The sequence below is a fragment of the Mesorhizobium sp. M0152 genome (assembly GCF_040322415.1).
Classification (GTDB): Bacteria; Pseudomonadota; Alphaproteobacteria; order Rhizobiales; family Rhizobiaceae; genus Mesorhizobium.
On the sequence record NZ_JAMYTH010000025.1, the window covers coordinates 42,696 to 54,258 of the forward strand.

Below are 11,563 nucleotides of genomic sequence, written 5' to 3' on the forward strand. Positions count from 1 at the left end.
TGTTGACCACATAGCCTGTGGGGCGACCGCATGCGGATACCTTGAATGACTCGTCTTTCGCGAACATGGTGTCTGGCGGGTTGCGTTCGTATTCGACCGGAAGCGGAAGGCGATCCTGCTCGTCGCCGGCGATAAGTCGGGCGTGAGTGAGAAGCGCTTCTATAAAAGTCTGATCGCCAAGGCGGACAAGCGCTATCAAGGGCATCTCGACCGTTTGGCGGCGGCGAAGAAGGAGAAGAAGTGATGGGACGCAAGCTTGACGACCTAATCGCTGCGCTCCCCGAGGATCGTCGGGAGCGGGTCGACGCGCGTTTCGAAGAGTTAAGGGGAGAAGTCGAGAGTCTCGGCGATTTGCGGCGTGCCGCTGGAAAGGCCCAGGCCGAAATCGCTTCGGTCCTCAAGATCAAGCAGCCTTCGGTCTCGACGATCGAGAAACAAGCCGACATGTACTTGTCTACTCTTAAAAGCTACGTCGAGGCGATCGGGGGGCAACTCGAACTCGTCGTTCGCCTTCCCTCGCGCGCGCCCCTCCGTATAGAGCGGCTCGGCGACGTCGTGGCTCCCAAAGCCGTCTCCGTGCGTAGCGTTAAAAGAGCGGCAGGTGGACGTGATCGCACAAAGGCCGCACGCGCCGGCTGACCTCACTCTCTTTCGGCTAAAGACTACCCCTCATGATCACCATTGCACGCGCCAGATCCCGACGCTTCAGCGTTACGAGGAACAGGAACCGCAGTGCCGAGACCGCGCCATTGATCGTCGCAGGGGCGGCGCCGCTCTCATGCTGATGCAGCTGGACTCGACGGATGTCCTCAGCCGTCGCCGTGTCGGGCGAGCGGCCAAGGAACACAGCGAAGCGCCGGACGTGACGAACGTAGTTTTTTGCTGGATATGGGAGAACAGGCCACGCATGAGCATGTCGTGCTGCATGCGCTGGCGAAGCGGAGAGATTGGTGCATCGGTCGACAGGGTAGCCGTGGCGAGTTCCTCTCGTTGAAGGGACCTCCATGGTCAGATCGACGCCTCTACCCGCTCAAGTTAAATGGCAGTCGCGCCATCTCAGACCGAGGCGCCCCTCCCGCGAAGCGGGTCGTCTAATCGCTCGACCGTCAAAGGGGTAAGTGCAAGGCAGTCGTCCTTTTTTGCCGATGCTCGTTCGCATGCCGGGTACAGGGTCGTCTACGCGGTCGATGCAAAGGTGATCGCCGCAGGATGAGTTTCGCTGGTGAGATCTTCCTATGTTCGTTACGCACTCTGCTAAGGAGGCAGTTGCTTCCCGCTTCGCGAAATGATCTCAGCCACGTCCCGGCAGGGACGGCTCGTGCGTCCTGGATGAACGCTATCGGTTGAGTGAAGAAATCGTCGCAGGCGAGCGACTGAAGTATCAGGCCGCGGCTTGCGTTCCTCCGTGCGGATCAAACAGCTCGCCCGTCCGAAGCATCGCATGCATGATCACTGCCAGCTTGCGCGCCAACGCTACGGCCGCTCGCTTGAAGCCGAGCCGATCTTTCAGCTCCAACGCCTAGGTTCGCAGGCTGCTGGTATCCGTCGACCGGTTCAGGATAACCGCGGCCGCCTCATATAGCAGTCCGCGCAACTGATTGTCGCCACGGCGCGAGATATGACCATCATTATCGACCTCGCCGGACTGGTAGCGCCTCGGGGTCAGGCCCACCCATGCGCCCACGGCGCGCGAGTTCCTGAAGTTGGCCGGATCCTCCACCGCTGCGGCAAAGGCGGTGGCTGTGACGGTGCCTACACCTGGCACTGACATGAGCAGACGGCAGTGCTGGTCCTCACGCGCCATCGCGGCCAGCTGCTTGCTCAGCTCTGCCGTCTGGTGCCGGAGATCACTCCATGCCCGAAGCATTGGGACGACGATGCACGCCAGCTTTTGATCGCCTAGCAGAAGGTCGCGAACGTTGCGCTCGAACACGCTGCCGGCACCCTTGGGCACGACGAGGCCGAACGTCTTCATCAACCCGCGGATTTGATTGGATATCTGCAAACGCATCTTAAGAAGCTGGCGCCGTGCGGTGATCAGCGTGCGGATCAGCATGCTGTCGAAACCTTTGACCCGAACCTCGCGGTAGAAGCCGACCTCGGCCAGATGTGCCAGGCCATCGGCATCGTTCGCATCGGTCTTGTTCGCGGCCATGTCGAGCGCGGCCTTGGCATGCCGCGCGTCGATACAGATTACCGGCAACCCCTCTGCCGCCAGCGCATGGTAGAACCACACCGACAGCGGCCCCGTCTCGAACACAACCCGCCGGGCATACTGTGCGCGCTTGCGGATCACCGCCGCGAGCAGTTGTGGGTCGGACGCGCACTTGCCCCGCCACATCCTTTTGCCGTCCTGCCGGATCGATATTGCCGTGTCTGTCATGGATACGTCGAGACCGATATACTGCTTCATGGCTGTCCTCCGTTCGATGCCTGGGCCCGGTGTCGATCGTGAGCCCGTTCTTCATCCTATCGGGGGACAGCCAGCCGGCTAGAGGTTCGAACAACGCCGCCACGTCTCAGGTGGCCACCGCTCCCGCGATTACGTCATGTTCGTCCATGAGGCGCATTGCAGCCCGGCGGCTGTAGGGCCGTCGCCGGCCTGGCGGGCTTCGGCTAGGATTTGCGATAAGCTGCCGTCCTGGACGGCGAACTCATTGCGGTTACTCGCCGTCAAATTCGAGAACCAAGATAGTGGCCCCTGTCGGCACAACTACTTCGGTCGAGCGTCTCTCAGGGGGAAATAGGCGACTGACAAGCCGCTGCTTCAGCGCAGGTCCCCTTCTGAGCGACCATTCTTTTCGCAAGGCCAACCTCCCATTGACTTGAGCGTCGACGTCTTGGGGCTTTGTGGCCTACTGCGGAAGGGCCAAGCCAAGGTCGGAGTATATCGGCCCGAGTTCCTCGTCCGTCAGCAAACCTGGCGAGGTGGCGATGCTAGGAAAATTGCCCACCACGAAGTAGAGCAACAAGATCGAGGGCAAGGCGAACATGGCCTGGTCCTCTCGCCGGCCCTTGATGCGTTCCCATATGAAATCCCTGGTGTTCAGCCAAAGGAGGATGTCTTCGATTGAGCTCTCGCCGGCCAGTGGGAGGTAGGCGTCCATCAGCTCGCCGTCGAGAGTGGTGACAGTCGCGTCCAAGCCGATCTTATCTCGGTAGTACACCGACAAGGCGCCGATCAATGCCTTGACGCTCTTGACCGATGCGTCGATGAGGTTGCCTACTTGGCGGAAGTAGTCGTCAGTCGCTTCGATCAAGCAGAGCGCTGGTCGCCTTCCATCCCGGGCTTCCGACATGGTGCTTTGAGCCAAACATCTCACTCCTCTTCCGCTCGTAAGATGACAGGCTCCACCTTTCATGGATTTTTCCCGTATTAGTTCGGCTTCGTCGTGAAGAAAGGAAATCGGCCCTTTGTTCTTCCGTCGCGAGTCTGCCCAATGGCTATGTGTGGATGAATCGGTTAGGTCGCTACTTTCGGGCAGAAATCTAGAGCCGTTGGACGTCAATGAAGCGCAAGCAGAGCAAGAACAACAGGCGTGTACCTGCGCGCCGCAAAACCGCTCCCCTTACGGATGGCAAGGCTTTGGTCAGGGCGAACGGGGGGTCTGTACAGATCGTCAATGCGGTCTGGAAAAAGTCTACGCTCCCGGAACTTATAGACTTTTTCCGATGGTACGTCCCTCGCTACCGCCATCAACGGCCTCTCGTTTCCTTGCGTCCTAAGCGGTCATTCCAACTTCCCATTTATATCAACACCGCCGACGGTACCCTTAAGGACTTGGTCAGATGGACGCTTGCCACCGTGAACATGCATGCAACGGAGATAAGACGTCACAACGGCAACGTGAGGATCGAGAACTCGCAGGTAGCAGACTATGGCCCTTCCTTGCACGCGGCATTGCGTGAGATCGAGGAGGACATGTGGAGTTTTTCTGCAATCACACAGATACTGTTCGCTACTTCGCGCGTCTCGGGGCTGGACGCGCAGCGGAGATGGCTGAATAGCAATGCCTATGTTTCGACGTCGTCCATTTCTAATCTCATTTATTACTGCAAAGCCATCGCTTGTGAGGGAGACCGCCATCCCGACGATGTCTTGGATATTCTCAGTAGGTTTCTGTTCAACAGCCTGTCCGAAGAAGGCGTCTCACTATTCTTGTACGTGGTGACTTTCCATCCGCTTCTTCACCATACCCTCTATGAAAGGCTTGGCGGCATGTTCTCGTACTTTCCGGCCATGGATCAGTACGAGGCGCTCGTCAACGTAATCACGTCGGATCCCGCAGCTTTGGGCGGCGCCGCCGAATTGCCTTACATCGACGAAGTTATCGTGTTCATGTCTGAAGTGGGCGACTGGCGCGCCAATCCTCTCCTCTCCATCAGGAACGACATCGATCTGGATCGCCTCGGCCTGCCGCTGATGGACGGCTCAACCTCCCGATTTCTCGAGACCTTGGGAATTGCGGATGCCGAGCAAACTCCTGCGGACCGTACCTTTGAGACCGCGCTGGCTAACGAGTTCATGTTTCAGCCCCAGGGTCCGAGGGGATATCAGGCGTCGTCGCTGTATGCGGTGAAAACGGCGCGTTCGGTGGCCGATGTCCGATCGGCGATTTTCAGACGGACCCTTGCCTCTACGCACTTCGGATCGGGTGAACGACAGTCAGCCGAGGCCGCTCCGACGGTAGAGCTGACTTTCGAAGCTATGAGGGGAGCGCTTCGGTCCGCAGCGTCCGTGTTCGAGAAACGCGAACTCTTTCGGATCGCCTGCCTTTGCGGATTGGAAGAAGCAAGAACACAGGACGTGCTCATACTGCTATATGACTTCACGAGCCAAGACCGCCTTGGAGTAGCTTATTTCCCGTCAGCTGCGCTGCTCCAGCAGCTGACCGAAGATGATGTCGCAAGTATCGGAAGCGATCCAAGAGTGGCGGTCGCCCTAGCACGCACGGCTTCCCAATTTGGCGAGGAGGGTGAGAATTTAGTTTACATCGCCGTCGAGCAGTATCTGTCCACCTGCTCGGTACTTAAGCCCAGCGAGCTACCTGCGGGTAGTCCTGTCCTGATCGATTTCTTCTTCGAGGCTTGCTCCACGACCTCGCTCCGGCAGTCTCTCGAGTTCCTGTCCAAGGAAGAGATGGAGGAGCAAAGGATACTGGTCCTCTTTATGTTGGTGGACGCAGACCCGCCGAACGAAGAAGTCTATCGTGCCGAAATCCACGAGATCATCGGACAGCAGACAATTGACGAGTTACTGCAGCGTTTCCACATCGGAAAAGTCCAGTGCGACGAAGATGCGTTGTCGAAGTGGGCTATCACTGATCTGGCTCCGAAGTTCAATCGGCTCAGAGACTTCATCGACGCCGGTCTCCTACCCGTGGAGCGCAACGCGGACGTCGAGTTCCTGGCACACCTCACTTCTGGAAGCTCCGAAATGTTCACTTTCAAGATTCCAAACAACGAATCCCTGGACATTGCACGGACCATCCTGGCCGAATTAGTTCAGAGATTTGCACTGGACCCCAGGTACGGCGTCGATTCCTACCTCAGTCTCGGCATGCGCCACGGTGCTGTCGCCGCACACTTGCGCAGTCCGCTCAGTACCGAGAACATCCTTACCGCAAAGGGCATGAACGACTATTCGGAGAACTGCTTCTGGAAGGCCTACTACCTCGACAGCGGATACGAGGACCTCGCCAATTCGATCGGTCCTATCCTAGCGAATTTCTCCGAGGCTTTCGACTCGAAGCTCGAGCTGATCAAGGAAGAGTTACTTCAAGTGCGCCGACCCGACAAGCCGAGCGGCTTGGTTGTCGCCGACTGGAGCGAAGCTTCGGTTCTGTCATTATGTTCCCGGTTCGCCGAAGTCTCAGATTTTCCGGCATTTCTGTCCGAGTTCACGACAGTCTTCTGGGCCAACGTGGAGAATAATCTGGCAAATGCTCGCAACTACGTCTATTCCACCCTGGCGAAAGAGCTTGGCGAGCTGGTAGACAAGCTTGAGGAGGACATCAGCAACGCCACCGGTCAGCAGAGGTTGTCGCCGTTCTCTGACGCGGTCATGCGCGCTAGACAGGATTTGGGCAACGCGATAGGGGACATAGCTTCCTGGCTCAACGTCGCTCGGTCGACCGATGTTGAGCCCTTGCGTTTGGTTGATATAATTCTGGCGGCACAGAAGATTGCCAAGCGCCTCTATTCCGGTTTCGAGCCGAAGATCTACTTCTCGGGAGACACGGGCATTTCGCTCACATACTCTCTTCACATCCTGATCGAGGTCTTCAAGGCACTGTTCACCAATGTTTATGAACATTCCGGATCACTGTCGCCCGTGATAGATGTGCACGTGACCGTAATAAGCGACGACGCTCTAGGCGTCGATTTCACCAGCGAGTGCACGGATCTCGACAAGGCCGAACGCGCGGCTGCAGACAACAACGAGAAGATTCGAACGGGGGAATATGAGAAGAAGCTCCCGAAAGAGGGCGGCTCCGGGTTGGCGAAGGTCGCCCGGTCGACCGTAAGAGATGGTAAGCCGAACACGATCGTAAGCGTGGACCGGGAAAAGTCGCGGTTCCGCGTCAGCATGATATTCAGCCTCGTGAACATTTAGGGCGATCCCGTGCGAACCTTGTTTGTCGAGGACAACCCCAGGAAGCGAGAGCAGCTCGTAGCCTTTTACGAGGCCGAGTTCGGCCAAGACACGACGCTTCAGGCCACAGCGCTGATCTCTGGCTTGCGCCTGGCTCGAGAGTTCGCACCGGGTCTGATCGTCCTCGACATGACCTTGCCGAACTATTCGGCCGAGGACAGCAAGGGGGCGCCTACCGAACTACTTCCGTTCGCCGGCAAGGAATTCGTCATGCGCATAAATCGCATGGGGTTCCAGACCAGAATAATCATCGTCTCGATGTTCGAGACTTTCGGCATGGCGCCTCGGCTGATTACCCTCAGCAGCTTGGATGAAGAACTTAGAACTAGATATCCGAGGATCTATATGCGGGCAGTGCACTACAACCCGTCCCAGGTAGACTGGAAAGTCGCCATCAAGGAAACAAGAGCAGGTTTAGAAGCATAGATGCGAGTACTTATTGTCGATGACGAGAACGGCAAAGTCGTGGAGATTGCAGGTGTGCTCGAGGAGTCGGGCGTGGGTCGCGACAATATCGTCGTAGTCACTACCGCTGCCGCAGCGCTAAAGGAACTCAGGAACACGTACTTCGACCTTTTGATCATCGACATGTTTCTTCCGCACAGGATAGGCGAGGCGCCGAATCTCACTGGCGGAGAGGAGTTGCTCAAGCGTATCCATCGCGGAGCCGATATCGCGCCACCCGAGTACATTTTCGGCCTCACCGCCAATGCAGAAGCGATGGAACATTCTAGGGGGGTGTTCGCCGATCACTCCTGGCACCTGGAGGAGGTGAGCCCTACCAAGACCGCGTGGAAACTTAAGCTGATGGAGAAGGTGAGATATCTTCGCGCCCGCGAAGAATTCACTGCGGCGGATGCGGCCGGCTCGACCGAGGTGAAGCCGCCGCGTTGCGACTTGTTGATCGTCTGCGCCCTGCAGGACCCCGAGCTATCCGAGTTTTTCAGGGCAGCCAACTCGACTTGGGAAGTCGTCACCTATAGTGGCGATCCGCACCTCTATCGGCGTTCGGAATTGTCACTCGGAAATGCCCGAATCTCGACTATGGCATTGTGCCTACCACAGATGGGACTGGTATCGGCCGGTGTCAGCGTAGCCAAGGCGCTCGCCCTGTTCAGGCCTTTGGTAGTTGCGATGCCGGGCATATGCGCCGGCAGACGGGGAGACTGCGATCTTGGTGACGCGATTGGCGCAAACCTCACTTGGGACTACGGGAGCGGGAAGTTCACCGAGGTGGGCGGCGAAGTTGTGTTCGAGGCCGCGCCTTTCCAAGCAGCCGCCTCAGCTAAGGTGGTGGCGATACTGACCGAGTTGGCGTCGGACGTGGAATTGATTGAGGAGATTTACCGGGAAAGCCCAGGCTACCGCCCGTCCGAAATGCCGAGTTTCCATATCGGCCCGATGGCCTCGGGCGCTGCCGTTCAGAACCATAAGGAATTCTTCACTGGCGTGGCGAGCCAACAGCGCAAGATTCTGGGGATCGATATGGAAGCTTTCGCCGTGGCTTGGGCATCCCACGAGGCGCTTGAACCTCAGCCGCATTGGCTGATCATCAAGTCCGTCGTGGACTTCGCAGACGGGACGAAGGATAGCAAAATCCAACGTTTCGGTTCTTACTTCAGCGCCAAGTTGATCTTGAAGGCAGTCGCCCGACTTTTCAATGGTGGCGCCGATACACAACCCCGGTCGACTCACTGATTGCGGGTCTGTGCTCACGCCGCACGGCAGGTCCGCATAAGCAGACCTTGTACAGTTCGCAAAGTGACCAGGTCGCTTCGTCCGAGCTGTGATCGAGGTCAGGCAGTGCGACCCGGTAGATTGACGTAATTCAAAACCAAGCGAAGCGTCTCTCTGACGGGGCGGAATGACTGCTTTTGGGACGTTTGAGCGCAACCTCCTATTGCAAATTGCGGGCGCATAGCTGCCAATACGACACGTAGAGTTAAACGCCTTCGTGCTGACGTGAACGACCTGCGAGGTCGCGAGCGTTAGAAATTCGAAGCCTCCTGAATCTATCCTAAATCTGAATCTAGTGTCCTAATTTGTCCAACAAGCACACGCGATTCGGGTTGAGGCGGGATCCAGAAAGTTCGAAAAACTTCCAGGAACCCCAGCCGCGCGCCCTGCCGGAACCTGGCCGAGAATGGTGGCAGAGCCGGCAGCAACGAAATTGATGGCGACGCCGGAGACAATCTGGCCGCCCCATGGGTGAGCGAGGCGAAACTGTGCACCAGCGCGAACGCTGACGTCGGTGAACCGCGGCCGCCCAGGCGCCGCAACCGCCAGGCAGGCGAGCAGCAACGGCCCGGAGAACACCAGTTGCTCGGCGGCGATGGTGCGGGTCGCATCCTGCATCGCGATCATGACGGCGGCCGCCGAAGCGAGCATGGCGAGTAATCGGACAGCATGCACAGCATTCAATCCCCGAAGGGGGCAGTCGACATTCACAAGAGACATATGGCGCGGCGCGAGCGCTGGCGCTGTACAATTGACGAAAGCAGCTCTCAATCCGAGGCGACGCCGTTCTTGATCCGTGTGAGGCGGCTTTCGCCTTCCTCCGGGCCGAAGCAGCTTTCGAAATCATTGCATTCCCGGCAACTGGGCGCGCTGCACAGCGAAAAACCTTCGGCCTCGCAGAGCTTGCGGTAGAAGTATTTCTTCCATTTCATGTTTTGGGTGTTGCCGGCCGCCAGCGTCGGAAAATGCGAGGCGAGCAGGCGGCCGAGCTCGGTCCGATTAAAAAGGCCAAGGTCCTGCCAGAGGTGATCATTGCGCATGGCACGCCGGGCGATGATCCTGGCGAAGCGGGCGCTCGTCGGGTCGCCAGGACGGGCATGCGCCAACAGCAGTCCATGCAGCAGTTCTTCCTCCAGATCCGGCTCGGGCTCGCTCACCTCTTTCAAGGCAAACGCGTTGATAGGAATAGCAGGAAAACAGCGGGACAGGACATCGCGCAGCTCGGCGCGCGAAAGTCCGGTTGCCTCCGTCACAGTCGCCTCGCCGGCCTCGATCTCCTCGAGCGCACGTGAAAGCACACAGGCAAGCACATGCTGGTCCAGCTCGATCTGCGGCGATTGGCCGGTGCTGAGCCGGGCATAATGTTGAGCAAATATCGTGCGTTCTCCTGGTTTGTCCCTATCAATTCATGCAGAGACCCGGCCTGCCGCAACATGGGTCGGGCAGTTCTTCGGGTGTACGCAGTCGCGGATCGCCTCGCGGTGGAGTAGTTCGGAAATTTTCGTCTGGTCCACTCGGCTCTGTCGCAAATTCTGTGATTGGAAGGAGGCGTTTCGCGAACCCCGGCCCTGCCGTTTGCGCCTCACGGGGAACACAGGCGCCGGAATGCCCCCGCAGAGTTGGACGTGAACCGTGCGGGACAGAGGTCGCGTGCTGAGTGCGGCCACATGGTTCAAGCCGCCAGACTCACGGTTGAATGAGTACGATTCAAAACGCGCAGCGGGTGAGTTCCAGCGCACGTTCAGGACAGGATCGCGCGCCTCGCGATGCAGGCAGCTCCTCCCCTTGCGCAACTTCAATGTCACCAGGCAGGATGTAACCCTCGTCATCAAGCTTGAAGATGTCCGGCGCTTGCGCCGCGCATCGCGCGTGACCCTGGCATTTGGCATTTTGGACGATGATGCGCATGGCGCTGCCTCCATTGCCTGTGCCCCGACTCGAGGCGGGCCTAAGACCACTCCAGGATCAAATTTTCGATCCCGAACACATGGCCGCCAGAAGTTATCGGCGCCGTACCCTGCTTGATCCTGAAAGCCGGGATGCGCGCCAGCCACTCCTCCAGGCCAATGACAATCTCCCGCCGGGCAAGGTGTGAGCCAAGGCAACGGTGGGGACCATAGCCAAACGCTGCGTGGCGGTTGTCCTCCCGCTCCAAATCAATCGTGTTGGGGCATGCGAATTCCGCCGGGTCACGATTGGCAATCATAGTGGCGCAGGAAACATAGTCCCCCTTCCGGATCGGCGCGCCTTCGAAGTCGATATCTTTCGTGGCCACGCGGATCAACTGAATGGGCGGATAGGCCCGCAGCAATTCTTCGGTTGCGAGCGGGATGCGGTCCGGTTCGCTCCGCAGCAATTGCTGATCTTTGAGGTTGCGTGCGAGGTACGCCAAGTCAAAGCCTATAGCTGCTGCGACCGTGTCGAGCCCAGCGACGAAGACAAGCACGCCGATGCCGCGGACTTGGGTGTCCGTCAGCCGGCGGCCCTCGACCTGTGCCTGCACGATAAAGGTCATGAAATCGTCAACCGCCTCATCGCGGCGCATGGCTGCAAGTTCGTCGATGAATGCCACGATCGTCCGGGCAGCCACAGGTCGTTCCTTATCGTCGCCATGGAGCAGATCTTTCCCCCAGCCGACGAATGTATCGAGTCGGTCATCAGGCAACCCCAGAAAGCGAAGAAAGGTGCTCACCGCGAAAGGAAATGCAAAATCCTTCATCACGTCGCAGCTTGTGCCCGACGCGGCGATCCTTTCGATCAGCTCGACCGCCCGTTCGCGGACAGCCGGTTCCAACGCCAACACCCGCTTTGGCGAAAGCAGCGGATTGAGCAGTGAGCGAAAGACGCCATGGGCCGGTGGATCGAGCTCAAGCGGGATCGTCGGCCAGTTTTCACCCAGTATGGAGGAGAAGATGCTGCGATGGCTGGAAAAAGTCTCTGCGTCCTGCAGCACCCTCCGCTGGTCCGCGGCACGGGTGATGACCCAGGTACCCCGGCCATCTTGCGTGTTGTAGCGGGAGTAAAAGATCGGAGGCCCGTCATGTACGCAAGCCACAGCTGCGTGTGGATCCCCGTTGGGTGTTGGTGGCATCCCTGGCGATGTAAACAGGCTGAAGTCCCTCACCATTTCGGGTGGGACATGATCTGGAACGGGGTTGGTCGCCATTTTGT

10 protein-coding genes and 1 pseudogene are annotated in these 11,563 nt (G+C 58.5%); 4 read left to right on the forward strand and 7 right to left on the reverse strand.

Features of this window, described 5'->3' with window-relative positions:
- Positions 1-243 precede the first annotated feature (243 nt).
- The gene (locus tag NKJ26_RS22825) at positions 244-639 is read left to right on the forward strand and encodes an XRE family transcriptional regulator (protein ID WP_352697287.1); all 396 of its coding nucleotides are present in this window, start codon (positions 244-246) and stop codon (positions 637-639) included.
- 16 nt (positions 640-655) lie between these two features.
- Here the strand turns inward: NKJ26_RS22825 and NKJ26_RS22830 are convergent, their stop codons facing one another.
- The 3 genes and pseudogenes from NKJ26_RS22830 to NKJ26_RS22840 form a co-directional block, all read right to left on the reverse strand.
- Entirely contained in the window at positions 656-1,006 is a 351-nt protein-coding gene (locus NKJ26_RS22830) for a phage integrase N-terminal SAM-like domain-containing protein (protein WP_352697289.1), read from the reverse strand.
- A gap of 375 nt (positions 1,007-1,381) precedes the next feature.
- Positions 1,382-2,413, reverse strand: a pseudogene (locus NKJ26_RS22835) (IS110 family RNA-guided transposase).
- 442 nt (positions 2,414-2,855) lie between these two features.
- The gene (locus NKJ26_RS22840) at positions 2,856-3,260 is read right to left on the reverse strand and encodes a hypothetical protein (RefSeq protein ID WP_352697291.1); all 405 of its coding nucleotides are present in this window, start codon (positions 3,258-3,260) and stop codon (positions 2,856-2,858) included.
- Between the two features lie 248 nt (positions 3,261-3,508).
- On the opposite strand from NKJ26_RS22840, the gene NKJ26_RS22845 reads away from it, so the two are divergent.
- Genes NKJ26_RS22845 through NKJ26_RS22855 form a run of 3 tightly spaced genes read left to right on the forward strand, consistent with a single transcriptional unit; the run spans position 3,509 to position 8,353 of the window.
- Entirely contained in the window at positions 3,509-6,616 is a 3,108-nt protein-coding gene (locus NKJ26_RS22845) for a hypothetical protein (protein WP_352697292.1), read from the forward strand.
- A 9-nt stretch (positions 6,617-6,625) separates the two neighbouring features.
- On the forward strand, positions 6,626-7,081 hold the full coding sequence (locus tag NKJ26_RS22850) for a response regulator transcription factor (RefSeq protein WP_352697294.1): 456 nt from the start codon (positions 6,626-6,628) through the stop codon (positions 7,079-7,081).
- A complete protein-coding gene (locus NKJ26_RS22855) occupies positions 7,082-8,353 on the forward strand; it encodes a phosphorylase family protein (protein ID WP_352697296.1) in 1,272 nt (423 codons plus the stop codon).
- 339 nt (positions 8,354-8,692) lie between these two features.
- Here NKJ26_RS22855 and NKJ26_RS22860 read toward each other — a convergent pair whose 3' ends face one another.
- The 4 genes from NKJ26_RS22860 to NKJ26_RS22875 all read right to left on the reverse strand — a co-directional run bounded on the left by NKJ26_RS22860 (position 8,693) and on the right by NKJ26_RS22875 (position 11,558).
- Positions 8,693-9,019, reverse strand: coding sequence for a hypothetical protein (locus NKJ26_RS22860; protein WP_352697298.1), 327 nt, complete (start codon positions 9,017-9,019; stop codon positions 8,693-8,695).
- Positions 9,020-9,159: 140 nt separating this feature from the next.
- Positions 9,160-9,768 carry a nitrogen fixation protein NifQ gene (locus tag NKJ26_RS22865; protein ID WP_352697334.1) on the reverse strand — a complete coding sequence of 203 codons (609 nt, stop codon included), beginning with the start codon at positions 9,766-9,768 and terminating at the stop codon, positions 9,160-9,162.
- A 331-nt stretch (positions 9,769-10,099) separates the two neighbouring features.
- Positions 10,100-10,300 (reverse strand): ferredoxin, encoded by a 201-nt coding sequence (locus NKJ26_RS22870; protein ID WP_352486899.1) that lies wholly within the window; start codon positions 10,298-10,300, stop codon positions 10,100-10,102.
- A gap of 40 nt (positions 10,301-10,340) precedes the next feature.
- The gene (locus NKJ26_RS22875; protein WP_352697300.1) at positions 10,341-11,558 is read right to left on the reverse strand and encodes a cytochrome P450; all 1,218 of its coding nucleotides are present in this window, start codon (positions 11,556-11,558) and stop codon (positions 10,341-10,343) included.
- Positions 11,559-11,563 lie beyond the last annotated feature (5 nt).

Excerpts from the sequence above, each read along its gene's own strand:
- NKJ26_RS22825 (WP_352697287.1), top strand. The coding sequence starts at position 244 with ATGGGACGCAAGCTTGACGACCTAATCGCTGCGCTCCCCGAGGATCGT.
- NKJ26_RS22830 (WP_352697289.1), bottom strand. The coding sequence starts at position 1,006 with ATGGAGGTCCCTTCAACGAGAGGAACTCGCCACGGCTACCCTGTCGAC.
- NKJ26_RS22845 (WP_352697292.1), top strand. The coding sequence starts at position 3,509 with ATGAAGCGCAAGCAGAGCAAGAACAACAGGCGTGTACCTGCGCGCCGC.
- NKJ26_RS22855 (WP_352697296.1), top strand. The coding sequence starts at position 7,082 with ATGCGAGTACTTATTGTCGATGACGAGAACGGCAAAGTCGTGGAGATT.
- NKJ26_RS22860 (WP_352697298.1), bottom strand. The coding sequence starts at position 9,019 with ATGATCGCGATGCAGGATGCGACCCGCACCATCGCCGCCGAGCAACTG.
- NKJ26_RS22870 (WP_352486899.1), bottom strand. The coding sequence starts at position 10,300 with ATGCGCATCATCGTCCAAAATGCCAAATGCCAGGGTCACGCGCGATGC.
- NKJ26_RS22875 (WP_352697300.1), bottom strand. The coding sequence starts at position 11,558 with ATGGCGACCAACCCCGTTCCAGATCATGTCCCACCCGAAATGGTGAGG.